Genomic DNA, 25,459 nt, shown 5'->3' with positions numbered 1-25,459 from the left:
CCGCCACTGTAGGACGCCGCGCTCATCTCAGGTCTTGGCGGTACGGACCTCACCGGAGCGGTGCAGCAGGAATCCGGTCAGCACGCCCGCCACCGTGAGCAGCGCGAACAGGCCGACGGTGACGGCGGGGGAGAGGTCGAGCAGAGCGATCAGCAGGGCCAGCGGTACGCCGGCACCGGGCCACACCACCGCCCCCCGGATCCGCTCGCCCAGCTGGCCCTGCATGACGGCGGCACTGAGCAGGTAGCCGGCGGTGGCGATGCCCAGCACCCATCTCGTACCGGCGGACAGGTGGTCGTCGGCTCCGTGCAGCACGGCGTGTTCGAGCCCGACCGCCACCGCCGCCAGCGAGACCGCGAGGGGCAGGTGCACGTACACGTAGAAGTCGTGCACGCCGTGCTTGGTCGCATGGTCGTCCTCGGCGGCCAGCCGTCGTTTGGCCGCACCGCCGGACAGGTCGAAGTAGATCCACCACAACGTCGCCGCCACCACGAACGCCGCCACCGCCGTGATCACCACGGCCGGCTGCCACTCGCCGTCGTGCAGGCCGGTCACCACCGCGGCCACGGACTCGCCGAGGACCAGGATGACGAAGAGCCCGAAGCGTTCCGGCAGGTGCTCCAGGTGCAGCGGGACGGCGTCCTTCAACCGGGCCGCGGCGGTCGGCCACACCAGGTCCGCGAGCACGCCGACGCCCCACAGCACGTACCGCGCCGGGGCCGGCACAGCCAGCGAGACGAGCCAGATCGCCGCGCCCAGCCCGTGCCCGATCAGGTACAGCCGGGCCGTCGAGCGGGCCTTGGGCACGTGCCGCCAGGCCCGTACGTAGCCGGCGATCAGCGCCAGCCGGATGATCACGTAGCCGATGACGAACCAGCGGCCGGTGGCTTCATCGATCTTGTCCACCGCGGCGGCCATCGCCACCACGCCGGCCATGGCGGTGAGGGTGATCAGCCGGAACACCGCGTCGTCGGTGTCGAACCGGTTGGCGTACAGGGTGGCGCTGGCCCACGCCCACCAGCCGATCGAGAGCACCGCCGCGAACACGGCGGCGCCGGACCAGGTCTCGTCCTTGGCCAGCACGTCGGCGCAGCGGGCGACGAACAGCACGAAGGCCAGGTCGAAGAAGAGCTCGAGGCGGGTCGCCGAGCGGTTCGACTCCTGGTTGAGGTCGGGCGGCCGGACGGGTTCGACCTGCTCGGCCTCCTCCTCGTCGAGGTGCTCACGCTCGTCCTGGCCGAGCTGGTCCTCCGCGTTCGTCACTGGGCCTCCAACGCCGGGTCGCCGTGCGCTCGCACTACCCCCGGCAGTGTCCGGTCATACCCGTATGTGCACGGTCGGCACGCTCAGGCCACTCACATGGATCTTTGAGGTGGGCGGCCTAGCCTGGGGTGATGGTCATCGACCTCACGGGCGGCAGTGAGCCGGAACGGACCCGGACCCGCCGTCTGCTGCCCTGGGCGGCGATCGTCGCCGCGCTGGCGCTCACCGCGGCGATCTTCTTCCGCTGGGGTGCGGCCGGCGACCCGCCGCCGGTCGCCGCGCGACCCACCCCCCTCCGCCTCGGCCACCGCCCTCACCGTTCCGCAGGTCTACGAGACGCTGCTGCCGTCGGTGGTCTTCATCCAGGCCACCGGCGGTTCCTCCGACGTCGCCCGGGGCGCCACCGCCGAGGCTGCCACCGGCACCGGCGTGGTCGTCAACGCGGACGGCACGGTGCTCACCGCACTGCACGTCGTCCAGGGCGCGACCGCCATTCAGGTGACCTTCGCCGACGGCACCCGCTCGGCGGCCGAGGTCGCCACCGCCGAGGCCGCCGACGACATCGCGACGCTGACCGTCAGCAAGCTGCCCGCGGTGGTCGTGCCGGCCGTGCTCGGCGGCGCGGGACTGGGCGTGGGCGACGCCGTGGTCGCCGTCGGCAACCAGCTCGGCCTGCGCAACAGCACCACCGCCGGGGTCGGCTCCGGGCTCGACCGTTCGGTCGGACGCGGCCGCACCGCGGACCTGACCGGGCTCATCCAGTTCGACGCGGCGGTCAACCCGGGCAGCTCCGGCGGGCCGCTGATCAACACCCGGGGCGAGGTGGTCGGCGTCATCGTCGCCCTGGCCAACCCGACCGACGCCGGCACGTTCATCGGCATCGGCTTCGCCGTGCCGATCGGCACCGCCCTCGGTGGCGACGGTCCCGGCGACGGACCAGCTCTACCGCTCTGACCACGACCACCGATTCGCGAGGACGGTTCCATGAACGCACCGGTACCCGGCCAGGACTGGACCGACGGCGGCCGCCGGTCTGCGGGCGGTTCCCCGGCCGGACCGGTGGAGCAGGTGCTCTACGAGGTCAAGAAGGTCATCGTCGGGCAGGACGGGCTGATCGAACGGCTGCTGGTCGCCCTGCTGGCCCGCGGGCACATCCTGGTCGAGGGCGTGCCGGGGCTGGCCAAGACGCTGGCCGTCAAGTCGCTGGCCGAGGCGATCGGCGGGCAGTTCCACCGGGTCCAGTTCACCCCCGACCTGGTGCCGGCCGACATCCTCGGCACCCGGATCTACCACCAGCCGACCGGCGAGTTCCAGGTCTCGCTGGGCCCGGTGTTCACCAACCTGCTGCTGGCCGACGAGATCAACCGGGCCCCGGCCAAGGTGCAGAGCGCCCTGCTGGAGGTGATGCAGGAGCAGCAGGTCACCATCGGCCGCGAGACCCATCGGGTGCCGCTGCCGTTCCTGGTGATGGCCACCCAGAACCCGATCGAGTCCGAGGGCACCTATCCGCTGCCCGAGGCCCAGGTCGACCGGTTCATGATGAAGGTCGTCGTGGGCTACCCGAGCGCCACCGAGGAGTTCGTCGTCGTCGAGCGGGCGATCGGCCCGGCCGCGGCGATCGTGCGGATCATCGACCCGGACACCCTGGTGGCCATGCAGGGTGACGTCGACCGGGTCTACATCGACCCGTCGCTCATCGAGTACGCGGTCAGCCTCGCCCACGCCAGCCGCGAACCCGGCACGGTGGGCCTGGCCGACCTGGCCCGGTACGTCACCTTCGGGGCCAGCCCGCGCGCGTCGATCAGCCTGGTGCTGGCCGCCCGGGCCCTGGCCTTCATCCGCGGCCGGGACTACGTCGTCCCGCAGGACCTGACCGACCTGGCCCTCGACGTGCTGCGGCACCGGCTGGTGCTGTCCTACGAGGCGTTGTCCGACGACGTGACCGCCGACGCCGTCCTGCAGAAGATCCTGGCGGCGCTGCCGATCCCGGCGCCTGTCGGCCGGGCCCGCTGAGCGATGGCCACCGCCACCGACCGGTTGCTGCGCCGCCTGGAATGGCAGGTGGTGCGCCGCCTCGACGGGCGGCTGCAGGGCGCGTACCGCACGTTGTGGCACGGGGCCGGCACCGACTTCACCGACCTGCGCACGTACACGCCCGAGGACGACGTCCGGCACATCGACTGGAACGTCACCGCGCGCCTGGACGAGCCGTTCGTGCGGCAGTACGCCGAGGACCGGGACATGACGGCCTGGCTGGTGCTGGACCGCTCGGCGTCGATGCGCTTCGGCGCGGCCGGGCACGGCAAGGACTCGGTCTCGGCCGAGCTGGTCGTCGCCCTGGCCCGGCTGCTCACCCAGGGCGGCAACCGGATCGGCGCGATCCTGTACGACAACCGGGCGCACCAGGTCATCCCGCCGCGTACCGGACGCAACCAGATCCTGCGGCTGGCCCACGAGCTCACCAGGCCCCAGCCGGCCACCGGGCCGGGCGCGACGACCGACCTCGCCGCGATGCTGCGGCTGGCCGCCGCCACCACCTCGGTCCGCCGCAGCCTGGTCTTCGTGGTCTCGGACTTCATCGGCGACCCGGGCTGGGACCGGCCGCTGGGCATGCTGACCCACCGGCACGAGGTGGTGGCCGTCCGGATCGTCGACCCGGCCGAGCTGGAGCTGCCCGACGTGGGCCTGGTGCTGGTCGAGGACGCCGAGACCGGGGAGCAGCTGCTCGTCGACTCCAGCGACCCGTTGCTGCGCCGCCGGCTGGCCGAGCAGGTCGGCGCCCACGAGCAGGCGGTGACCGAGGGCATGCGCCGGGCCGGGGTCCGCCCGCACCGGATCACCACGGATCAGGACCTGCTGCGGGCGCTGGTCGGCCTCGTGCTGCAGTCGGGACGGCGGTGACCGTGCGATATCCGTTCATGCTGGTGGTGGCGGTGGTGGTCACGGTTGCCGCCGTGTGGGCGTACCTGATCCGGCAACGCCGCCGCACGGCCGCGCTGGCCGCGTTCGGGGTCGGTGGTCCGGGTGGATCGCGCCGCGGGGCCGTGCGCCGCCACCTGCCGTACGCGTTGTTGCTGGCGGCCCTGCCGCTGCTGCTGGGCGGGCTCGCCCGGCCGCAGGCCACGATCGACGTGCCGCGCGTCTCGGGCACGGTCGTGCTGGTCTTCGACGTCTCCAACAGCATGGCGGCCCAGGACGTGGCGCCCAACCGGCTGGCCGCCGCCCAGGCCGCGGCGACGAGCTTCGTCGAGGAGCAACCGGACACCGTGGACATCGGCGTGGTCGTCTTCGGCGACCAGGCACTGACCACGCAGGCGCCCACCGACGACCACGCGGCGGCGCTGGCCGCGATCAACCGGCTGACCGCGACCGGCGGCACGTCGCTCGGGCAGGCGATCCTGGCCGCGCTGACCACGATCACCGGCAAGCCGGTGACCCTGCCCGAGGCCGGTGCGGCGCCGCCGCAGCTGGGCTACTGGGGATCGGCGAGCGTCGTGGTCCTCTCCGACGGCGAGGACACCGGAGACCCCGCGCAGGCCGAGGCGGCCGCGGACCTGGCCGCCGCGGCCGGGGTACGCATCCAGACCGTCGGCGTCGGCACCACCGCCGGCGCCACCGTGCAGGTCGCGGGCTACCAGCTCGCGACCAGGCTGAACGAGCAGGTGCTGCGCGGCCTGGCCGACGCCACCGGCGGCACCTACCTGACGGCGGGGGACTCCGGCGCGCTGGCCGCCTCGACCCGGTCGATCGACCTGAAGCTGACCAGCCGTGAGGAGTCGGTCGAGCTCACCGCCCCGGTGGCCGGCCTGGCGCTGCTGCTGCTCGCGGCCGGTGCGCTGCTGATGATCCGCTGGCACGGAAGGATCGTCTGATGTCGCTGAGCTGGCCGTGGGCGCTGGCCGCCCTGCTCGTGGTCCCGCTGCTGCTGCTGGTCCGCTGGTGGGCCGGCAAGCGGCGCAAGCGCGCGGCCCTGCGGGTGTCGAGCGTCGCGCTGATCCGCGCGGCCCTGCCCGGCCGGTCGCAGTGGCGGCGGCGGATCCCGGTGATCCTGTTCCTGACCGGCCTGCTGGCCCTGGCCGGCGCGCTGACCCGGCCCCAGGCGTCCCTGTCCGTGCCGTCGACCGAGAGCACCATCATGCTGGCCATCGACGTGTCCGGCTCGATGTGCGCGACGGACGTGGCCCCGAACAGGCTGACCGCGGCGACCGAGGCGGCCAGGAAGTTCGTCGAGGACCAGGACGGCCGGACCCCGATCGGCCTGGTGGCGTTCTCCGGCATCGCGGCCCTGCTGGTTCCGCCGACGACCGACCAGCAGGCCCTGCTGAAGGCGATCGACGGCCTGACCACAGCCCGCGGCACGGCCATCGGCCAGGCGATCCTGACCGCGATCGACGCGGTGGCCGAGGTGAACCCGGACGTGCCGGCGACCGGCGTCGACCTGGGCGACGGCCCACCGGGAACGGCGGCCACCGACTACGAGCCGGACACGATCGTGGTCCTGACCGACGGCGCCAACACCCGCGGCGTCGACCCGGTGACGGCCGCCGAGCAGGCCGCGGCCCGGCGGCTGCGGGTCTTCACGATCGGCTTCGGCACCACGGAACCGAGCCAGATGGTCTGCACGCCGGAGCAGGTGGGCAGCGGATCCCCGATGCGCGGCGACCCACAGGGCTTCGGCGGAGGCGGCGGCCGCAACCCGCAGATCGACGAGGAGGCGCTGACCCAGGTGGCCGACCTGACGGGCGGCCGCTACTTCCAGGCCGAGGACGCGGAACAGCTGAGCGACGTCCTGGGCGACCTGCCGGGCGAGATCGGCCTGCGCCGCGAGGACGTCGAGATCACCGCGTGGTTCGTGCTGGCCGGGACACTGCTGGCGTTCGCCGGGGTGGGTCTGTCGCTGTGGTGGAACCGGGGGCCCGCCGTCCGTCGCGCGCCGACCGCCTGACGACGGTCAGCCGGGCAGCCTCGCGACGAGTAGCGGCGGGGCACCGCCACCGAGGACATCCTTCGCGTCTATGGACGCACTACACGAGCGGGCCGTCAGTTTCCACCGGTTCCGAGGCGGAGACGCCGGGGACAGGCCGGCCGTTCGGGTTCGTCCTGGCAGCACTGTCCGGAAGGACGCTCCAGGCGCTGATCCCCAGCCGGCCGGTGCTGCCCAGGTCGAGTCCGCCACCCGGTTCGATGATCTGGGACGGGCGCCCGGCCAGCGGGGCGATGTCAAGGAACGTCACCGTCACCGGTGGCTGCCGGATGTCGTCGTACGTGTTGCGCCAGGCCACAGCCGTGCCGGCCTGCTGTCCCGGCTTCAGGACCACGAGCCTCGGCGGGTCGTCCCTCGGGATGGCCGTACCGAGGATCTCCTTGACCCCGTGCAGGATCCGAACCTTCAGCTCTGCCTGATCGTCGTCGAGCGGCCGCACGGCCGGGTAGCCCTTCAGCCGGTAGGTCTTGGACCCGCAGTTGACCAAGGTGATGCTGAGCACCCGGAGCCCCATCGCGGCGTCCCCCGCGCCGACCTGGATCCGGACGCCCTCGGGCGGGCACGTCACCGGGGTCGCCGACGGGGTCACCAGCCCGGACGGAAAGGGCATCGGGTCGGGAACAGCGGACGGCTCGGCCGGCCGAGCGCAGCCGACGAGCAGCGTCGCAACGGCCAGCGGGACGACGAAGCGGTAGCCCCGGGTCTTGATCACCCGGCCCATTCTGGCCGTCCCGGACAACCCCGTGCTGCTGACCAGTGAGACTTGCCGGGGGAACCGATGATGCTCCGCCCGCGCCTGATCGCTTGGCTCGACAACTCGACCCCGAGGGAGGGGCAATGCACAGCCTGATCAGGTTGGTCACGATCGTGGCGGCGGTGGGCGTGGTGGCCGCGTGTGCCCACCCGGCGGATCCTGCTCCGGCGGCGGCAACGCCGGTGCCCATGGGCTCGCCGACAGCACCGGCCGGCTGGCGCTGGGAATCGTTCGGCGGCGTCCAGGTCGGCGTGCCCGGAGACTGGGGATGGGACAACCAGGCCCTCCGCCTGGACGCGTGGTGCATCAAACCCGGCAACCATCCGCCCGCGGTCTCCCGCCCCGGCGCTCCGACCCCGGCCATCGGGTGCGGATCTGATCGGCAAAGTCCGCCGGGCCAGTACCTGATCGCGAACACCGGATGGACGGTCGGCTTCAACCGTACGGAAAAGGGCGACGGCACCGACCAAGCGGGCGACCGCACGACCGTGCGCCTCGACGGTGTCGAGGTGATCATCCAGGCGCCGAAGGAGTGGCGGGACCGGATCGCCGCCACCGTGCACCGGGTCGACGTCGACCACGCCGGCTGCCCGACCACCCACCGGATCAGCAGCGGGCCGGATCTGCGCCCCAGCCCGCCGGCGGACATCGCGGCCATGCGGGGCGTGACCTCGATATCGGTCTGCAAGTACCCCGTACCGGAAATGAGCTCTGCGCGGTTGCCCGCACCGCGTCTGCTGTCCAGCCTGCGCCTGGACGGCGCGGCGGCCGCGGCCGAGATCCGGCAGATCGCCGCAGCGCCGGTCGGCGGCGGTCCGGACAACCCGGCGGACTGCGCACCGGAGGTGGCGCACGGCGACGAGATCATCGTGCTCATGGCGCGGTCCGCGACCGGAAAGGCGGAAGTCACGATGCGCTACGCCGGCTGCATCCAGAACGGCTTCGACGACGGTACAACGGTCCGCAAGCTGACCGCGGCTGGTGTGCGGCCGCTGATCGCCGGCCCCAACCGGGTGTACGGCGGCTTCTCCGGTCACCAGGAGAAGACCGACATGCTCTTGCCGCATGACTGAGTTCCTCGGTTGAGCTTCAGCCTTTCCTTCTGGTGCAGGCTGGTCAGCACAGAGCCGCTATGGCGAATCCCGGGCAACAAGCACGGTGCGACCCGGGGCGGAGGAACCGCGCCTTGTCGGCGCGATTCTTGCATCCACTCCGCCTGCTTGGCCGGCGATCAAATTCGACTTTGCCACCAGCATGTGCTCCTATCTGAACGTGCCAGCACGGATAAACCATCGCGGCCGGTCGGCCGGTTGGTGATCTGCACGGTCGACCAATAGGACCGACCTTGGCGACACGGCGCAGCGCTCTTCGCGGCATCGCGGCATCGCGAACTTGAGGCCGGCACGCGGGCTCCCTAACTGATCGACTTCTCGAATTTTGCTAACGCCTTCTCCCAGGTGCGGCCATGATGAACCTTGCCGGAGCGTTTCCCATCTCCCATCTCTCTGAATGCCCAACCAGTTGAACCATGGGGATCCCTCAGGGCAGGCTGCGTATACGCGTATCCCGCCTGCGCGCCGTCTCGCCAGAGCTCCCATGCGCAAATTGTGTCTTTAGTGTCAGTGCCAATAATCTGGACACCATCAAATTTGCCGAAGGTGCGGGGACTGGAAGGCCTTCCCATATCTCTCCCTAGATTTGTACGTTTACCAGCGCGGCCCTCACAGTATTGCAGTACCGGTGTGGTGTCATCGCCAAATTGCTGCACTCGCCGACACCGGTGATGCATATCTGATTCTTTAGTCCCGCCGGACAGATCCTTCACTGGCGTCACTCGGTGCACTCCACTCGGCAGAAGTCCGCACCGCAATTCAGCAGCGCAGAGGCTGTGCCTTCGCCGGTTGTCAGGACGTCTCTGGCGTAGCGCCGGCCGGTGGTGACGTGTCGAGATCGTCCCGGAAAGTCAGTCCGGACGCCTCCATCGCCGTTCGTAGCCGACCGAGGGCGTACGGCCCGACCCCGTGCAACGCCTGCACCTCCCGCTCGCTGAGCTCGGCGACCTGTTCGAGCCGGACCACGCCGTGCGCGGTCAGTGCACGTGTAGCGGGAGCACCGATGTGTGGCAGCGGAATTCCCGGCTCCGGCTCCGGCCGCCCCCGGGCCGGCCGAGGATGGCCCTCATGGTCCAGGACGGCGGCGCCGCGCGCCGAGAGCCGGTAGCCGATGTCGAGCGACTCGGTCAGGCCGCGTTCCTTCAGCTTGCGCACGTTCTGTTTGAACGACGGGGTGTCGCGCCCCATCCGGTGCGCGAGGTCCGGTGCCCGGGTGGCCGGCAGCTCGTCGATCAGCAGCAGCGTCGCCCGGGTCCACGGCCCGGTCGGTGACGCGCGGTCGAGCCGGTCGAGCCACGCGGCGATCGCCTCGATCTCCGCGGCGTCGGGGACCGCCTCCCGCAGCGCCTGCCGCGGGTCGGTGCCCGCGTATCGCAGCCCGATCCGATACACCGGCCGTTCCCGGTGCACTCGGTCCAACCCTTGGCGGAGCGCGGTCAGCGACGCCGCGCCGGCCCGGCGGGCGTCGGCGGCGGTCAACGAGCTCACCGGTACGCGGTCGACAGACGTCACCTCGACAAGCCCGACCGCAGTCCGCATCCGGGTACCGACTTTGAGCCGCGGCTGGTCCCACCGGCGGAACGCCACGTCGACATCGCCGGCCCGGATCGCCGCCAGTTCCGCAGGACGCATCAGCACGCGTCCAGTTCACCACACACGCTACGGCTCATCCGACGATCGCGCGCTGCCCGCTGCTGAACCACCGGTCATGATGGTGTGGACTGTGGCGGCTCAGCGGGTCGGGCCTTCTGTGGGTAGATCGTCTCGTGCCGGGCCAGCATCGCCACGACCTCGCGGATCTTTCGCTCGCGCGTCTCGGCCCGTTTGACCGCGTTGACCCGGTAGACAATCGCGAACCGGTTGGACTTGGTGAGCACGTCGAACATGCGCTGGGCGTCGGCGTCTGCGGCGATCGCCGCGATGAGATCGGCCGGCGCCTCGGCCTCCGAGGGCGGGGCGTACGCGGCGGCCCATCGCCCGTCCGCCTTCGCGGCTTCCACCGCGGCGCGGCCCAGGGGCAGCATCCGCCCCTGCTCCTCCAGCCGGGCCACATGAGCGACGTTGCGCTGCGACCAGGAGCTGCGGGCCCTGCGCGGGGTCAACCGGATCCAGGAGATGTCCTGATTCCCCTTGCGGGCCTGCCCGTCGATCCAGCCGACGCACAGCGCCTCGTCCACCGCCTGCTGCCAGGTCAGCGTCGTGACTGTGCCGCCCTTCCGGCCCAGAGCCAGCCAGACGCCGGCCGACTCGGCATGGTTGTTCAACAACCACACTCGCAGACCTTCGGCGTCCGCGACGATCAGCTCTTCGAGTTCGTCTTTTGCCACCACGGCAGGCTAACCGCCGACGAGCGGGGCGCCGCTGGCGCAGGCGGCCGAGTCGGCATTGATCGGGAGCCGAACCCCGCGCGGATGGTGGACCCAGAGGTCGGCGGCGCCGACGCCGACGATCCGCTCAGGGTCAGGGTGTGGGGTTGATCCGGTACGGCCCGGGCGATGATGAGGCGCGTGCCGGCCGGGTAGTTGCCGGCGTCGGTGCCGGGCACAACCAGGGCGGTGCCCTACGGAGGCGAACCTCAGGCCGCTGGCGGACCGAATTGCCCCAGCAGGGCGGCGGTCGTCGGCCGGCGCAGGGTACGGGCGGGCACGAAGGTCCGATCTCCGAGCGCGAGTGAAATGTCCTTCGACACGGCTGGGATCGACATGAGCACCACGGGCGGTGGCTGAGCGAGTCGGGCGCGGGACCATGTCCGGGCAAGCGGGAAACGCGCACCACGGAGGAGGCGGCGTGACGAGAGCTCCCACGGGCGAGGAGGACGACCTTCCCGACTTCGGCCCCGACTCGCCCGCCGTCGACGCGGAGTCACGCCAGGCCTACATCGAGAACCTGCTCATCGTCGCGGCCGACGACGCCAAGAACGTGACACTCATATCCACCGTTGCCGTTGCTGCCGTGGCCTTCGCCGCCAAGGAACTCGCTCGTCCGCTCAGCCACGAGCCCGTCGTCCTGAAGCTGCTCGGCCTGCTGGCGGCGGTTTCCCTGCTGGCCGGCGCAGTGCTGTTCTACTTCTACGCGGCAGCGATCAACCACACGAGAATGGGCCTGGTGCACCGGATCGTCTCCCGCGACGCACGCGGCGCCCAACGCATCTGGGCCGGCCAGGAAACCGGAATCTGGCGCCGCAAGGGCAACCTGTGGCGGGCAGGGGCCATCATGCTGGTGGCCGGCAGCACCCTGGGCAGCACAGTGGCGGCAATCGTCTTCCTCACCTAGCCACAGCCCGATGGGCAGAATGAACGAATGACCGAGCTCCTTGTGGGCCAGGACGACCCTGAGCTGGAGAAGCGTCTCTCCGACGAACTGGACGCCATCAACCACGCAGCGATCGCCTCCGACGACGAAAGGCCGTTCTCCATCCGGGTCACGGCCGCGGACGGCGCCCTGATCGGCGGCATCACCGGATGGACCTGGGGCGGCTGCGGCGGAATCACCTCACTGTGGCTGGAACCGCAGCACCGCGGCCAAGGCCTCGGCGCCCGCCTCCTGGCCGCAGCCGAGAACGAGATCCACCGCCGCGGCTGCGACCGCGTCGTCGTCGCCAAAGCCGGAGAAACAACAGAAATCTCTGACCGCAACCGGCGAGGTGCGTACGCAAGACCCACCACCAAGGCCGGCCTGCCCGACAAGATCCCCCGCAAAGACCACAGCGCGGCAGCCGGACCACCAGCCGCAAGGGGATCACCCACGAAGCGCTGCACCCAGCAGCGAGCAACCAAGATCCCGGCCGCAAGTGAATACCATGCAAGGTTGGGGGCCGGGGTGACCAAGAACGGCATAGCTGCTCCTCAAGCCGATCTTGGTCACCCCGGCCCCCAACCGTCCACCGCGACGAATTCAACAAGCGAAGGAATCACCGAAGCCGATCCCGGATCTCCCCTTTGAGGATCTTCCCGACCCGGGACCGGGGAAGCTCCGCCCAGACCTCGATCTGCTTGGGCGCCTTGACACTCCCGATCCGCTCTTTGACAAACGCCACCACATCCGCCGGATCAACCGAGAACCCAGGTGAGGGCTGCACCACCGCGGTGACCCGCTCACCCCACTTGTCATCCGGCAGCCCGATCACCGCGGCCTCGTACACCGCCGGGTGGTGCATCAGAGCCTGCTCCACCTCGGCCGAATAGACGTTGTACCCGCCGGTGATGATCATGTCCTTGGCCCGGTCCACGATGAACAGGTAGTTGTCCGGGTCGAGGTAGCCGATGTCCCCGGTGTGGTGCCACCCGTACGCGCCGGCCTCGGCCGTCGCCGCGGGGTTCTTGTAGTAGCCGCGCATCACCAGCGAACCCCGGACCACGATCTCGCCGCGTTCCCCGGGCGGCAACAGGGCCCCCGTACCGTCCATGATGGCCACCGTGACCAGCGGTGACGGGTGCCCGGCCGACCCGAGCCGGTCCACCGCCAGGCCGCCGCCCGGGTGCAGGTGTTCGGCCGGGGCCATCGTCGAGATCATCATCGGGGCTTCGGACTGGCCGAAGAGCTGGCCCATGACCGGGCCGAACACCTCGATCGCCTCGGTCAGCCGGGCGGTCGACATCGGCGCCGCCCCGTACCAGAAGCATTGCAGGCTTCTCAGGTCGGTCGTGCGCACGTCCGGGTGGGCCAGGGCCAGGTAGATCACCGTCGGTGGCAGGAACGTATGGGTCACCCGTCGCGCCTCGATCAGGTGCAGGAACTCGCCGACGTCGGGGCGGGCCATGATGACGATGCGGCCGCCCAGGGCCATGATCGGGAAGCAGAGCACCCCGGCCGCGTGGGTCAGCGGGGCCAGGGCCAGGTACGTCGGGCGGCCGGTGAACGGGTAGCTCATCAGCGTGATCGCCGACATCGCCTCGAGGTTGCGGTCGGTGAGCATGACGCCCTTGGGCGTGCCCGTGGTTCCCCCGGTGCCGACCAGCATCACGGTGTCGGGCTGCGCGGGCGAGGGCGAGGCAAGAGCAGTGACCGGGGGACCGGCGGTCCAGTCGGCGAAGCTCTCCCCCAGGGGTGTGGGGCCGTCGAGGCAGACGTAGACGCGGATCTTCGGCAGCAGCGGTGCGATCTTCTCCACCAGCGGGGCGTACGCGGCCTGGAAGATCAGGCAGGTGCAGTCGAAGAGGTCGAGCAGCGCCCGGTTCTCCGCGGCCTCGTTGCGGGGGTTGACCGGGCACCACACCGCCCCGAGACGGGAGATGCCGAAGACCGCGGAGAACGCCACCGGGTCGTTGCCGGACAGGATCGCCACGGATTCGCCGGCGCGCACCCCGCTGCGGTGCAGGGCGCCGGCGACCCGGTGGCTCAGGTGCTGGACCTCGGCGTACGTCATCGTCTCGGTCCCGGCGAGCAGGCACGGCTCGCCGGGGCCGAGCGAGGCCCCCTTGTCCAGGTAGTCGGCGAGAGCCATCGCGGGGCTCAGCGGGCGACGGTGACGACGGGTTCGAGGACCAGTCCGAACGTGCGCAGCACGCCGAGCAGCTCGCGGTGCCCGAACGCCTGGCAGGCCGAGGCCAGGCCGGTCCGCCGGGGCGCCTGCTGGACCAGTGACTGCGCGGCCCAGGCCTGCAGCAGGCCGGTCTGCTTGTAGTTGGAGTTGCCGTGGATGACGCAGTGCGCGCGGCCCAGCGGACCGGAGGCGTACACGGAGTCCACCGAGGTGTTGAGGCGGGGGTTCTCCCTCGGCGGCATGCCGGTCTGCCACTGCTCGGCGATTGCGGCGAGGGCGGGCCCCTGCTGCTCGGCCGGCAGGGTCTTGATCTCGGCCTGCACCATCATGGTGGTGGCCGCGACCGCCTCCATGACGTCGCGGTTCATGACGCCGCCGATCGCCCGGCAGGTGGCGACGCGCGGGTCGTCGGCGAACCAGACCGGGTGGCACATGCCGCCCCAGGGCAGCGCCAGGGAGGTTGCGTGCCGGCCGGGCACGGTGACCTCGAAGCGGGCTGTCGGGTCCCACTGCACGTACTTGTTCTCGGCCAGGTGGAACCAGTCGGCGGCCAGGATCGCGAAGATGGTCTGCGTCGAGGCGATGGTGGGCGCGCCCTCCCACAGCACCAGGATGTCGAGGGTGTCCATGCCGGGATGTTCGAGGCACAGGTTCGCCGCGATCTCGCCGGTCGTGTACATCTGCGCGACCCCGGGGGAGATCAGCAGGCCCGCGTCGGCGTACGGCCGTCCCCACTTCTCCTTCGCGTGCAGCAGCCAGTCCTGCTCGCCGGTGGTGTCCAGGTAGTGGCAGCCCGCGGCCAGCGCCGCCTCGGCCACCGGGTCGCCGAGGGTGATGAACGGGCCGACGGTGTTGCACACGACGCTCGCGCCGCGGAACAGCTCGGTCAGGGCGCCGGCCTCGTGCTCGACCTCCGCCACCTCGTAGTCGGCGGTCTCGATGCCGGGGACCCGGTCCAGCACCTCGCGGATCCGGTCCTTGTCGCGTCCGGCGGCGATGAAGGGCAGGTTGAGCTCGCGCAGGTACTCGCAGATGAGTCGTCCGGTGTAGCCGGAGGCGCCGTAGACCACGACGGGGCGCATGTCACATCCCCATTCCGCCGTCGACGGGCACGCCGGCGCCGGTGATGAACCGGGCCGCGTCGGAGGCGAGGAAGACCACCACGTCGCCCATCTCGCGGGCCTCGCCGAGCCGGCCCATCGGGGTCTGGTCGACGACCGCGGCGATCGCGTGGTCGGTGCTGGCGAACAGTCCGATCGCGGTCACGTCGACGGCCAGTTTCACCCCCATCTCGGTCGGGACCAGACCGGGATAGATGCAGTTCACCCGTACGCCGTAACCGAGCTTGCCGGACTCCATGGCCGCCACCCGGGTCAGCCGGTCGACGGCTGACTTGGAGGCCGAGTAGCCGGCGATGCCGGGGAAGGCGATGGTCGCCGCGACCGACGAGATGTTGACGATCGAGCCGCCGCGGCCGGCCGTCCCGCCGGGCCGCATGCTGCGGAAGGCGTGCTTGATGCCCAGGGCCGTGCCGACGATGTTGACCTCGAGCATCCGGGACAGCTCGGCCGGGTCGAAGTCGGCCAGCAGCGCGGTGACCTCGACGCCGGCGTTGTTGACCAGGATGTCGAAGCCGCCCAGCCCGGCCACCGTGGTGGCGGTCGCCGCCTCCCAGGACGCCTCGTCGGTGATGTCCAGCCGGGTGAAGGCCGCGGTCGCGCCGGTCTTGGCGATCAGCTCGGCGGTCTCGCGGCCGAGGTCCTCCAGGACGTCGCCGATCATGACCGCCGCGCCGGCCTCGGCCAGGGACTGGGCGATGGCTGCCCCGAATCCCCGGGCACCGCCGGTCACGAGCGCCCGCTTGCCGCTCAGATCGATTGAGGTCATGCCTGCCTCCGCTTGTGGTCACGTCGTTGGGCACCGCGGCTCGTGATGCAGGTCACAACGTACGAAGGAAACTGGACGGGTGTCAAGAAAACCTTGGACACCTGTCCAGGAATGGGGAGGCGGCGTATCGTCCCCGGTCAACGGGTCGCGCGCGAGGCTGCGGCCAGGGAGGATGGGCGGGTGACCAACGCGCTGAACACGGACCGGCCGGCCGGGACGGCGACCCCGTCCGGGCCACCGAACGCTGATCGGGTCTCCCGGCGCCAGGTCGACAAGTTCGCCCAGCGCCGCGACCAGCTGGCCGCGGCGGCGCTGCAGACGCTGGCCGAGCTGGGCTACGCGCGCACCAGCCTGCGGGAGATCGCCCAGAACACGGACTTCTCGCACGGAGTCCTGCACTACTACTTCGCCGACAAGGTGGATCTGATCATCCACTGCGTCAAGCACTACAAGGCGATCTGCGTGCGGCGTTACGACGAGATCCTGGCCGCCTCGGCCACCGCCGCCGAGCTGGCCGAGGGCTTCGCCGCCGGGCTGGCGGTCACGGCCGGGCAGGACGCGACCCTGCATCGGCTCTGGTACGACATGCGCTCGCAGTCGCTGTTCGAGCCGGCGTTCCGCGCCGACGTGCTGGAGATCGACGACAGCCTGCAGCGGATGATCTGGCGGGTGGTGAGCCGCTACGCCGAGCTCAGCGACCGGACTCCCACCGTCGTGCCGGCGACGGCTTACGCGATGTTCGACGGCCTCTTCCAGCACGCGCTGCTGCGCCACCTGGCCGGCGCCCCGGACGCCCTGGACACCTTGCGGGCCGAGGCGCTGGCGCTGCTGCCCCGCCTGACCCGGGACTGACCTGGCCGAGACCCGTTCGCTCAGCGGTTGACGGCCGGGCCCGGCGCGACCGGCAGGCTCTGCAGCCCGCGCATGATGACGCCCGGACGCCAGGTCAGCTCCGCGGCCGGCGCCGCCAGCCGCAGCTGCGGGAACCGGGCCAGCAGCCGGCCGAAGGCGATCTGGGCCTCCAGCCGGGCCAGCGGCGCCCCGAGGCAGTAGTGGATGCCGTGGCCGAAGGCGAGGTGCGGATTCTGGGTGCGGTCCAGCCGCAGCTCGTCGGCCTCCGGGAACCGCCTCTCGTCGCGGTCGGCTGCGAGCAGCGCCACCAGGACCGCATCGCCCGCGTGCACGGTGGTGCCGCCGATCTCCAGGTCCTCGGTCGCGACGCGGAAGGTGGCGGTCTCGACCGGCCCCTCGAAACGCAGGAACTCCTCGATCGCGCCGGGCAGCAACGCCGGTTCGGCGCGCAGCCGGTCCCATCGCTCGCGCCGGTCGAGCAGCAGCCAGGCGCCGTTGCCGATCAGGTTGACCGTGGTCTCGTGACCGGCGATGAGCAGCAGGAAGACCATCGAGGACAGCTCGTCCTCGGACAGCCGGTCCTGCTCGTCGCGGACGCCGATCAGGCCGGACAACAGGTCGTCGCCGGGATGCCCGCGCCGCTCGGCGATCAGCCGGCGGATGTAGGCGACCATCGCCTGCAACGCGCCGGGCAGCTGCTCACGGTGCGCCGAGCCGGCCACGATGATGTTCGACCAGGTGCGGAACGAGTCCCGGTCGGCCGCCGGCACCCCGAGCAGCTCGCAGATGACCTGGATCGGCAACGGGAACGCGAACGCGTCGATCAGGTCGACCTGCTCCCGGTCGGCCATCGCGGTCAGCAGCTCCTCGGTGATCTCCTCGATCCGCGGCCGTAGAGCCTCGATGCGCCGGGCGGTGAAGGCGCCGGCGACCAGGCGGCGCAACCGGGTGTGGTCGGGCGGATCGGCCGAGAGCATGTGCCGGGAGATGGCGGCGTTGATCAACGGCGGCAGGGCGCGGTCGGTGGCCTGGCCGACCGGGCGGGCCTTCGACAGCCGCGGGTCGGTCAGGGCGTGGCGGGCGTCCTCGTACCGGGTCACCAGCCAGGCGGTCACTCCGCTGGGGAGCCGGACGCGGCGGACCGGGGTGGTGGCGCGCCATCGGGCGTACACCGGGTGGGGATCGGCCTGGAACGCCGGATCGGCGAAGTCCTCCTGGAGTTCCTGGGTCACGCGCCGCTCCGTCCTATCGGCAACCGTCTATGACGATACCCCGCCGGCCGACCCGGTCGGGGCCGGCGGCGGATGCCGGGCATGGTGGCCCGCGACATCGCCGGCTACCGCGAGCTCGGCCCGGGCGAGCTGATCGTCCCGAACGGCACGATCCCCGCCCTCGACCGCGGTGGAGGCGCCGAACCGGGCGTTTACCCCGGGACGCCTCGGGTAGCCGGGCCGCGGGAGGTACAAGATGCGAGCAATGGTCTATCGCGGTCCATACCGGGTCCGGGTCGAGGAGAAGGACCGCCCGGTGATCGAGCATCCCAACGATGCGATCGTCCGGGTCACCCGAGCCGCGATCTGCGGCTCCGACCTGCACCTCTATCACGGGATGATGCCCGACACCCGGGTCGGTTCGACCTTCGGGCACGAGTTCATCGGGGTCGTCGACGAGGTGGGCTCGTCGGTGCGCAACCTCGAGCCGGGCGATCGGGTCATGGTCCCCTTCAACATCTTCTGCGGCACGTGTTTCTTCTGCGCCCGCGGCCTCTATTCCAACTGCCACAACGTGAACCCGAACGCCACGGCGGTCGGCGGGATCTACGGCTACTCGCACACCACCGGCGGCTACGACGGTGGCCAGTCGGAGTTCGTCCGGGTGCCCTTCGCCGACGTCGGGCCCACGATCATCCCGGACTGGATGGACGAGGACGACGCGGTGCTGCTGACCGACGCCACCGCCACCGGCTACTTCGGCGCCCAGCTGGGCGACATCGTCGAGGGTGACGTGGTCGTGGTCTTCGGGGCCGGGCCGGTGGGACTGATCGCCGCCAAATCGGCCTGGCTGATGGGCGCCGGCCGGGTCATCGTCATCGACCACCTGGAATACCGGCTGGCCAAGGCGCGTACTTTCGCGCACGCCGAGACCTACAACTTCACCGAGTACGACGACATCGTCGTGCACATGAAGAAGATCACCGACCACCTGGGCGCCGACGTGGCGATCGACGCCGTGGGCGCGGAGGCGGACGGCAACTTCCTGCAGCACGTGACGACCACCAAGCTCAAGCTGCAGGGCGGGTCGCCGATCGCGCTGAACTGGGCGATCGACTCGGTGCGCAAGGGCGGCACGATCTCGGTGATGGGGGCCTACGGGCCGATGTTCAGCGCGGTCAAGTTCGGTGACGCCATGAACAAGGGCCTCACCCTGCGGATGAACCAGTGCCCGGTGAAGCGGCAGTGGCCCCGGCTGTTCGAGCACGTGAAGAACGGCTACCTCAAGCCCAGCGAGATCGTCACGCACCGGATCCCGCTGGAGCACATCGCCGAGGGCTACCACATCTTCTCGGCGAAGCTCGACGACTGCATCAAGCCGATCATCGTCCCGAACGCCGCCTGACCCGACCGGAGGTTGTCATGGCATACACACCGGAGAAGCCGAAGCCGGCCGAGTCGAGCGACCAGCTGCGCGCCCGGATCCCGGGCTGGGGCGTCGATCTCGACCCGAAGGACCGGCCGTCGGTGCCGCGGGAGCAGTTCGATCCGACCTTCAGCGGCGCGCACTGGGAGTTCCCGGAACGCCAGCCGGAGAAGTTCCCCCGGGAACGCTCGATCGAGCACAAGTTCCTCACCCCGGTCTTCGGCACGTCCTGCCCGCCCAAGGGCCTGTCCGGGGTGATCCGCCGGTACGCCTACAAGGAGTACAGCGAGGGCCGGGCCGCACACTGGCTGCTCCTGCTGGCCGCCGACCGGGTGGACACCGTGGAGAGCACGCTGCGCTCGTTCGTGAGCCTGCACCCGGACAATCCGATCACGGAGACCGGGGTGCTCAGCGAGTTCAGCCACCACGGCATCGCGTCGCGGTTCGGCCGCAAGCGCACTGACGTCAGGCACCAGTGGATCGACCCGATCATCGTCGGTGCGCCGTGGGTGCTGGGCGGGGTGCTGGCGTACCGGATCGCCAAGCGGGTGGCCGGCCGCTAGGGCCGCGTTCGCGCAGGTCGGCTACCGTGGGCGGCCATGTCCGAGCAGCCGCCTCCCGCCTGGATCCACTGGCCGGTCCGGGTCCTCGCCGTGGTCTTCATCCTGCCGTTCCGGCTGCTGTGGGAGCTGGCCCGGCTGATCGGCCGGTTCCTGGGCCGCTACGTCGGCCGGCCCCTGGCCTGGCTGTGGCACTGCGCGGTGGCGGTCCCGGCCGCGTTCCTGTGGCACTACCTGGTCGCGGTCCCGGCCGCCTTCCTGTGGCGTTACCTGGTGGCCGTCCCGGTGGCCTGGCTGTGGCGGCGGGCCCTGCGGCCGGCACTGGAGTGGCTGGCGCGGTGGTTGATCGTCGTGCCGGCGCAGTGGCTGTGGCGGCACCGGCGGCAATTGCTCCGGCCCTTCGCGCTGGTGCTGCACTACCTGCTGGTCGTGCCTCTCGTCTGGCTGGGGGCGGTGACCGCACCGGTGTGGCGTGGAGTGTGGTGGGTGCTCGCCGCGACAGGCCGGGGCATCGCCGCGGTGCTGACCGCCGGGTGGCGTGGTGCCGGCCGGCTGCTGCGGCAGTTCTACCGGTGGGTGCTGCGACCGGCCGGCCTGGCGATCGCCTGGTGCTGGCGGTGGACCGTCCTGCCGGTGTGGCACGCGGTCACCGCCGCCGGTCGGTGGGTGCACTTCGCGATCCTGCATCCGGCGGCTGAGGCGGCCCGGGCCGTGCTGGTCGCCGTGGGCGTGCGCCGCTGACCGTCCCGGCGTTGTTGACACGACGGAAACCTGCGGGCAATCTGTGTTAACGGTCACATCGATTGTCACCGATTGGAAGGCAGGTCGTGATGCCGCTCGGACGCTGCGCGCGGGCTCTCCTCGCCGTTCTGGCCGGGACCGCCACGGTCCTCGCCCTCACCGGGGCGCCGGTGCTCGCGGCGCCGGTGACGGTGGCCAACGGGACACAGTTCACCGACACCTCCGGGGCTGTGGTGCACGCGCACGGCGGCGGCGTGCTCAAGGTGGGTGCGTACTACTACTGGTTCGGCGAGAACCGTAACGCCGACAACACCTTCCGGTACGTCTCGGCGTACCGCTCGACCGACCTCAGGACCTGGGAGTTCCGCAACCACGTGCTCACCCAGTCGTCGGCCGCCGAGCTGGCCAGTGCCAACATCGAGCGGCCCAAGGTGATGTACAACGCGAGCACCCGGCAGTTCGTCATGTGGATGCACAAGGAGACCGCGACGGACTACGCCCAGGCCCGGGCCGCGGTGGCCGTGTCCAGCACTGTGGACGGCGCCTACACGTACCGGGGCAGCTTCCGGCCGCTGGGCACCCACATGTCGCGGGACATCACCACGTTCGTCGACGACGACGGCACCGGCTACATGGTGTCCTCGGCCAACGAGAACCGCGACCTCAACGTCTACCGGCTGACCAGCGACTACACCGGCGTGGCCGCGCTGGTCCGCAGCTGGCCGGGCGACGTGCGGGAGGCGCCGGCGCTGTTCAAGCGCAACGGCGTCTACTTCATGCTCACCTCCGGGGCCACCGGCTGGAACCCCAACCAGCAGAAGTACTCGTCGGCCACCAGCATCACCGGCCCGTGGAGTGCCTGGAGCAACGCGGGCGACGCGACGGCGTACGGCTCGCAGACCGCGTACGTCCTGCCGGTCGCGGGCACGGCCGGGACCGCGTACCTGTACCTGGGCGACCGCTGGGGCAACTCGATCGGCGGGACGGTGAACGACTCCCGCTACGTCTGGGCGCCGCTGCGTTTCCCGAGCGCCACCACGCTGGCCCTGGACTACTTCCCGTCGCTGGTCATCGACACCGCCGCCGGCACGGTCGCCGGGCCGGCGGGCTCCTGGAGCACCGTGGTCGCGCGGCACTCCGGCAAGTGCGTCGACGTGGTCGGCGGATCGACCGCTGATCTCGCCGAGGCGATCCAGTACACCTGCGGCACCGGCCTCAACCAGCAGTGGCACCGCCGCGACCTGGGCAACGGCTACGTGCAGCTGGAGGCCCGGCACAGCGGCAAGTGCCTGGACGTGGCGAACGCGTCGACCGCCGACAACGCCCGGGTCGTGCAGTACACCTGCGGGACGGGCACCAACCAGCAGTGGCAGGTGCAGGACGCCGGCGGTGGCTACTACCGGCTCGTGGCCCGGCACAGCGGCCGCTGCCTCGACGTCATCAGCGGCGGGACCGCGGACGGCGTCCGGCTCATCCAGTACGCCTGCGGCACGGGCGCCAACCAGCAGTGGCTCAGCCGGGCCGCCTGACATCGGCGCGGGCGTGGCGCTCAGATCCGGACACTGGTGGCCGATGGGCAGCAAGGAGGGTGCACAACGCCCCGGTCGCTGAGAAGGGCAAAACGTGTCTGGACGTCGAGCGCCACAGGTGGCCGCGGCCCCGGCCGGTCCGCTGCCGCCCGGGATCGACGCCGCCGTGCTCGCCGCGGCGCTGCCGCACGCCGTCTGGGTGCTCACCGAGGCGGGTGCGATCGAGTTCGCCAACCGCGGCCCCGGGCGCCCGGGCGAGCCGTGGAGCTCCCTGGTGCATCCGGAGGACCTCGCGGCCGTGGAGTCCACGGTCGCGGCGGCGGACGCGACGCCGTACGAGCTGGAGTGCCGGCTCGAGCGGGTGGACGGCTCGTTCGGCCGGCACAGCGTGCGCTTCACTCCCGTGGACGCCCGGCCCGGCTCGTGGATCGCGACCGGCACGGATGTCGAGGAGCGGGCGGCGCTGCGCGAGGAGCTCACCGGCACCCGGCGCTGCGTCACCGAGACCCTCTCCCTGCTGGAGGCCCTGGAGGCGGCCGCGCCGGCCGGGTTCGGCTTCGTGGACAGCGGCTCCCGGCTGATCCGCGTCAACGAGACACTGGCCGCCATGGGCAGCGGCCCGCGCGCCGAGCAGCTCGGGCGGCCGGTCCACGAGGTGCTGCCGGGCGTGTGGCCGCAGATCGAGGCGAACTACCGCCGCGCCTGGCAGACGGAGAAGGCGATCGTCGGCACGATGGTCACGGCCCCGTCGCCGGGCGAGGCCGACGTTCCCCGTGCGTGGCTCGCCGGCTGCTACCCGGTGCGGGTCGAGGACCGGATGATGGGCGTCGGCCTGGTGCTGGTCGACGTCACCGAACGCGAGCAGGCCCAGGCGTTCCGCTCGGTGATCATGGACGACATGGCCGAGGGGCTCTACACGGTCGACGGCGACGGCAAGCTGACCTCGATGAACCGGGCCGCCTCGGAGATGCTCGGCTGGGCCGAGAAGGACCTGCTCGGCCTCTCCGTGCACGCCACGGTGCACGCGGTGCCGTGGCACGGCACGCCGCAGCCGGAGAGCGAATGCCCGCTGCGCCACATCCGCACGGCCGGGCAGGCCGTGCAGACCGTCGACGAGACCTTCGTGCGCCGCGACGGCACCACGTTCGGTGTCGCCTGCTCGGTCGCACCGCTGGAGACCGGCGGTGGGCAGCCGGGCGCGGTGGTCACCTTCCGGGACATGACCGAGGTACGGCGGGCCGAGCTCGAGGCGCGGCACGACCAGAAGCTGGAGTCCCTGGGCCGGCTCTCGGCCGGACTGGCCCACGAGATCAACACGCCGATCCAGTTCGTCGGGGACAACACCCGGTTCCTGGCCGACGCGTACCAGGACATGCTCGACCTGCTGCTGGTCTACCGGGAGTGCATGGCGCCCGCGCTGGGGGAGCTGCGGTGGAGCGAGCGCACCGAGCGCGCCCAGCGGGCCGAGGCCAAGGCCGACCTCGAATACCTCGCCGCCGAGATCCCGGCCGCGGTCAGCCAGAGCCTGGAGGGCGTCGAGCGGGTGGCCTCGCTGGTCCGGGCGATGAAGTCGTTCAGCTACAAGGACTCCACCGAGCAGTCGTACGCCGACCTCAACGAGGCCGTCCGGACCACCCTCACCGTGGCCCGCAACGAGGTCAAGTACGTCGCCGACGTGGTCCTGGACCTCGGCGAGCTGCCCGACGTGCTGTGCCACCTGGGCGACCTCAACCAGGTCTTCCTCAATCTGCTGGTCAACGCGGCCGACGCGCTCAAGGACCAGGCCGAGCGGGGCGAGATCCGGATCAGCTCGCGGACGGACGGCCCGGCCGCGGTGCTGACCTTCGCCGACAACGGCACCGGCATCCCGGCGGACATCCAGCAGTCGATCTTCGAGCCGTTCTTCACCACCAAGGAGGTCGGCAAGGGCACCGGGCAGGGCCTGGCGCTGGCCCGGGCGGTGCTGGAGAAGCACGGCGGCAGCATCGAGGTGCGGTCCGTGGTGGGCGAGGGGACCGAGTTCATCCTGCGCCTGCCCATCGCCGGCAAGCCGGACGCCGCATGAGCAGGGCCCGCGCCCTGTTCGTCGACGACGAACCGCGCATTCTCGACGGGCTGCGCCGCTCCCTGCGGGGCAAACGGGGCGAGTGGGAGATGGCGTTCGTCTCCGACGGCGCCGAGGCGCTCGAGCTGCTCGCCCAGCAGCCGTACGACGTGGTGGTCTCGGACATGCGGATGCCCGGGATGGACGGCGCCGAGCTGCTCACCAACGTCAGCCGGCGGCACCCCGAGGTGGCCCGGGTGGTGCTGTCCGGGCACATCGAGCCGGAGGCGGCGATCCAGGTGGCCGTGGCCGGGCACCGCTTCCTCACCAAGCCGTCCGACGCCGAGAGCCTGATCGCCGTCATCGAGCAGCTGCTGATCCGGACCTCCAGCGCCCATCAGGACGAGGCCCGGCGGATCGCCGGCGGGGTCCGGGCCATCCCCACCCTGCCCGAGCACACCGACGGGATCATCGGCCTGCTCGCCCCGGACGCCAACCTGTCGTACGCGGTCCAGATGGCCATGCACGACGTCGGACTGACCGCCAAGCTGCTCCAGCTGTCGAACTCGCGGTTCTTCGGCTCGCGCCCGCGCAACTCCTCGGTCGAGTCGATCGTCAACGCGATGGGCGTGCCCATGGTGCAGGCCGTGGCCGGCGCGGGACACGTGCTGCGCCCGACCTCGGCCTGGGATCCGGCGATCGAGCAGCATCTGCGCACCGCCTGGCGGCACGCGGTGGCCACCGCCTGCCTGGTGGACTTCGTGGCCTCCCCGGCGAACCGGCCGCACGCGCAGGCCGCGGCGCTGCTGCAGGACGTCGGGCGGCTGGTCTGCCTGGCCGCGGTGGGGGACAAGGAGGGGTCCGCGGTCGATCTGGACGCGGAGACCCGGGACGGGGTCCCGTTCCGTGACGTCGGGGTGGAGCTGTTGCACCTGTGGGGGCTGCCGCCGCCGATCGTGACCGCCGTCGCCCAGCGCGACGCCGAGCAGACGCCTGACCTCTCCGGGCTGGGTGTGGCCGCGGCGGTGCGGACGGCCCACCTGCTGATCCAGGGCACCGAGTCCGCCTGTCCGGCCGCCGGCCGGCACGAGGAGGAGCTGGCTCAGCTGTTGTCCCACCCCCAGTTGAAGGCCCAGGCCGTGGACTGGCGCCGTGCCGCCGACGAGGCGTCGCGCCAGGCCGGGCTCTGGCACAGCCACGGCAGGCACTGAGGCGGGGAGAAGGAACCCATGGCACGCATCCTGGTGGTCGACGACGACCCGGCGATCCGGCAGCTGCTCACCGACGTCCTCGAGATGGACGGCTACGAGGTGAGCGTCGCGGTGGACGGGCTCGCGGCCGTCCGGGAGGTACAGGCGGCCCCGCCCGACTTCGTGATCCTGGACGTGATGATGCCGGGCCTGGACGGCTTCGGGGTGCTCAGCACCATCCGGGCCCAGCCCGGCGAGCCGGTGCCGGTGCTGATGCTGACCGCGGCGGCCGAGTCCGACGCCAATGCCCGGGCCTGGGCCGGCGGCGTCGACTACTACCTGGCCAAGCCGTTCACGGCCGACGCCGTGCTCGACCTCGTCGACGGCGTGCTGACCGGGCCGGTGGGCGCCGCCGATTCGTGAG

General features: G+C 71.3%; 24 protein-coding genes. 16 read left to right on the top strand and 8 right to left on the bottom strand.

Going from position 1 to position 25,459, the window contains the following annotated elements:
- Positions 1 to 27 precede the first annotated feature (27 nt).
- On the bottom strand, positions 28 to 1,263 hold the full coding sequence (locus AB0C12_RS32110; protein ID WP_360553608.1) for a low temperature requirement protein A: 1,236 nt from the start codon (positions 1,261 to 1,263) through the stop codon (positions 28 to 30).
- A gap of 249 nt (positions 1,264 to 1,512) precedes the next feature.
- On the opposite strand from AB0C12_RS32110, the gene AB0C12_RS32105 reads away from it, so the two are divergent.
- Genes AB0C12_RS32105 through AB0C12_RS32085 form a run of 5 tightly spaced genes read left to right on the top strand, consistent with a single transcriptional unit; the run spans position 1,513 to position 6,208 of the window.
- Complete coding sequence (locus AB0C12_RS32105; protein ID WP_360553607.1) at positions 1,513 to 2,217, top strand: trypsin-like peptidase domain-containing protein; 705 nt, start codon at positions 1,513 to 1,515, stop codon at positions 2,215 to 2,217.
- Positions 2,218 to 2,247: 30 nt separating this feature from the next.
- Positions 2,248 to 3,276: a MoxR family ATPase gene (locus AB0C12_RS32100; protein WP_360553606.1), complete on the top strand. Its 1,029-nt coding sequence runs from the start codon at positions 2,248 to 2,250 to the stop codon at positions 3,274 to 3,276.
- Positions 3,277 to 3,279: 3 nt separating this feature from the next.
- Positions 3,280 to 4,164: a DUF58 domain-containing protein gene (locus AB0C12_RS32095; RefSeq protein WP_360553605.1), complete on the top strand. Its 885-nt coding sequence runs from the start codon at positions 3,280 to 3,282 to the stop codon at positions 4,162 to 4,164.
- Positions 4,161 to 5,135, top strand: coding sequence for a VWA domain-containing protein (locus AB0C12_RS32090; RefSeq protein ID WP_360553604.1), 975 nt, complete (start codon positions 4,161 to 4,163; stop codon positions 5,133 to 5,135). Before AB0C12_RS32095 ends, AB0C12_RS32090 begins: the two co-directional genes overlap by 4 nt.
- Positions 5,135 to 6,208 carry a VWA domain-containing protein gene (locus tag AB0C12_RS32085; protein WP_360553603.1) on the top strand — a complete coding sequence of 358 codons (1,074 nt, stop codon included), beginning with the start codon at positions 5,135 to 5,137 and terminating at the stop codon, positions 6,206 to 6,208. Before AB0C12_RS32090 ends, AB0C12_RS32085 begins: the two co-directional genes overlap by 1 nt.
- A gap of 79 nt (positions 6,209 to 6,287) precedes the next feature.
- Here AB0C12_RS32085 and AB0C12_RS32080 read toward each other — a convergent pair whose 3' ends face one another.
- A complete protein-coding gene (locus AB0C12_RS32080; RefSeq protein ID WP_360553602.1) occupies positions 6,288 to 6,959 on the bottom strand; it encodes a DUF4232 domain-containing protein in 672 nt (223 codons plus the stop codon).
- Between the two features lie 125 nt (positions 6,960 to 7,084).
- Here AB0C12_RS32080 and AB0C12_RS32075 point away from each other — a divergent pair, with 125 nt between their 5' ends.
- The gene (locus AB0C12_RS32075; protein WP_360553601.1) at positions 7,085 to 8,074 is read left to right on the top strand and encodes a hypothetical protein; all 990 of its coding nucleotides are present in this window, start codon (positions 7,085 to 7,087) and stop codon (positions 8,072 to 8,074) included.
- Between the two features lie 831 nt (positions 8,075 to 8,905).
- On the opposite strand, the gene AB0C12_RS32070 is transcribed toward AB0C12_RS32075, so the two are convergent.
- The gene (locus AB0C12_RS32070; protein ID WP_360553745.1) at positions 8,906 to 9,745 is read right to left on the bottom strand and encodes a hypothetical protein; all 840 of its coding nucleotides are present in this window, start codon (positions 9,743 to 9,745) and stop codon (positions 8,906 to 8,908) included.
- 74 nt (positions 9,746 to 9,819) lie between these two features.
- The gene (locus AB0C12_RS32065; protein ID WP_360553600.1) at positions 9,820 to 10,440 is read right to left on the bottom strand and encodes a YdeI/OmpD-associated family protein; all 621 of its coding nucleotides are present in this window, start codon (positions 10,438 to 10,440) and stop codon (positions 9,820 to 9,822) included.
- Between the two features lie 460 nt (positions 10,441 to 10,900).
- On the opposite strand from AB0C12_RS32065, the gene AB0C12_RS32060 reads away from it, so the two are divergent.
- Entirely contained in the window at positions 10,901 to 11,386 is a 486-nt protein-coding gene (locus tag AB0C12_RS32060) for a hypothetical protein (protein ID WP_360553599.1), read from the top strand.
- A 27-nt stretch (positions 11,387 to 11,413) separates the two neighbouring features.
- A complete protein-coding gene (locus AB0C12_RS32055) occupies positions 11,414 to 12,055 on the top strand; it encodes a GNAT family N-acetyltransferase (RefSeq protein WP_360553598.1) in 642 nt (213 codons plus the stop codon).
- Here the strand turns inward: AB0C12_RS32055 and AB0C12_RS32050 are convergent.
- The 3 genes from AB0C12_RS32050 to AB0C12_RS32040 are packed head-to-tail and all read right to left on the bottom strand — an operon-like array spanning position 12,024 to position 15,482.
- A complete protein-coding gene (locus AB0C12_RS32050; protein WP_360553597.1) occupies positions 12,024 to 13,556 on the bottom strand; it encodes an AMP-binding protein in 1,533 nt (510 codons plus the stop codon). The two genes, AB0C12_RS32055 and AB0C12_RS32050, sit on opposite strands and share 32 nt — an antisense overlap.
- A gap of 8 nt (positions 13,557 to 13,564) precedes the next feature.
- The gene (locus AB0C12_RS32045) at positions 13,565 to 14,677 is read right to left on the bottom strand and encodes a DUF5938 domain-containing protein (RefSeq protein WP_360553596.1); all 1,113 of its coding nucleotides are present in this window, start codon (positions 14,675 to 14,677) and stop codon (positions 13,565 to 13,567) included.
- A 1-nt stretch (position 14,678) separates the two neighbouring features.
- Positions 14,679 to 15,482, bottom strand: coding sequence for an SDR family NAD(P)-dependent oxidoreductase (locus AB0C12_RS32040; RefSeq protein ID WP_360553595.1), 804 nt, complete (start codon positions 15,480 to 15,482; stop codon positions 14,679 to 14,681).
- A 180-nt stretch (positions 15,483 to 15,662) separates the two neighbouring features.
- Between AB0C12_RS32040 and AB0C12_RS32035 the strand changes: the two genes are divergently transcribed.
- Positions 15,663 to 16,334: a TetR/AcrR family transcriptional regulator gene (locus tag AB0C12_RS32035; RefSeq protein ID WP_360553594.1), complete on the top strand. Its 672-nt coding sequence runs from the start codon at positions 15,663 to 15,665 to the stop codon at positions 16,332 to 16,334.
- A gap of 20 nt (positions 16,335 to 16,354) precedes the next feature.
- Here AB0C12_RS32035 and AB0C12_RS32030 read toward each other — a convergent pair whose 3' ends face one another.
- Positions 16,355 to 17,566 carry a cytochrome P450 gene (locus AB0C12_RS32030; RefSeq protein ID WP_360553593.1) on the bottom strand — a complete coding sequence of 404 codons (1,212 nt, stop codon included), beginning with the start codon at positions 17,564 to 17,566 and terminating at the stop codon, positions 16,355 to 16,357.
- A gap of 244 nt (positions 17,567 to 17,810) precedes the next feature.
- Between AB0C12_RS32030 and AB0C12_RS32025 the strand changes: the two genes are divergently transcribed.
- From AB0C12_RS32025 to AB0C12_RS31995, 7 genes are all read left to right on the top strand, one after another.
- Complete coding sequence (locus AB0C12_RS32025; protein WP_360553592.1) at positions 17,811 to 18,950, top strand: zinc-dependent alcohol dehydrogenase; 1,140 nt, start codon at positions 17,811 to 17,813, stop codon at positions 18,948 to 18,950.
- A 17-nt stretch (positions 18,951 to 18,967) separates the two neighbouring features.
- A complete protein-coding gene (locus tag AB0C12_RS32020; protein ID WP_360553591.1) occupies positions 18,968 to 19,534 on the top strand; it encodes a hypothetical protein in 567 nt (188 codons plus the stop codon).
- Between the two features lie 36 nt (positions 19,535 to 19,570).
- Entirely contained in the window at positions 19,571 to 20,272 is a 702-nt protein-coding gene (locus AB0C12_RS32015) for a hypothetical protein (protein ID WP_360553590.1), read from the top strand.
- An 89-nt stretch (positions 20,273 to 20,361) separates the two neighbouring features.
- Positions 20,362 to 21,801, top strand: coding sequence for an RICIN domain-containing protein (locus tag AB0C12_RS32010; protein ID WP_360553589.1), 1,440 nt, complete (start codon positions 20,362 to 20,364; stop codon positions 21,799 to 21,801).
- 94 nt (positions 21,802 to 21,895) lie between these two features.
- Complete coding sequence (locus AB0C12_RS32005) at positions 21,896 to 23,866, top strand: PAS domain-containing protein (protein WP_360553588.1); 1,971 nt, start codon at positions 21,896 to 21,898, stop codon at positions 23,864 to 23,866.
- Complete coding sequence (locus AB0C12_RS32000; protein ID WP_360553587.1) at positions 23,863 to 25,056, top strand: response regulator; 1,194 nt, start codon at positions 23,863 to 23,865, stop codon at positions 25,054 to 25,056. The genes AB0C12_RS32005 and AB0C12_RS32000 overlap by 4 nt, the downstream gene beginning before the upstream one ends.
- Before the next feature lie 18 nt (positions 25,057 to 25,074).
- Complete coding sequence (locus tag AB0C12_RS31995) at positions 25,075 to 25,458, top strand: response regulator transcription factor (protein ID WP_360553586.1); 384 nt, start codon at positions 25,075 to 25,077, stop codon at positions 25,456 to 25,458.
- Position 25,459 lies beyond the last annotated feature (1 nt).

The sequence above is a fragment of the Actinoplanes sp. NPDC048967 genome, assembly GCF_040649415.1.
In the GTDB taxonomy this organism is placed as follows: Bacteria; Actinomycetota; Actinomycetes; order Mycobacteriales; family Micromonosporaceae; genus Actinoplanes.
This window is presented reverse-complemented; position numbering and strand designations above follow the sequence as displayed.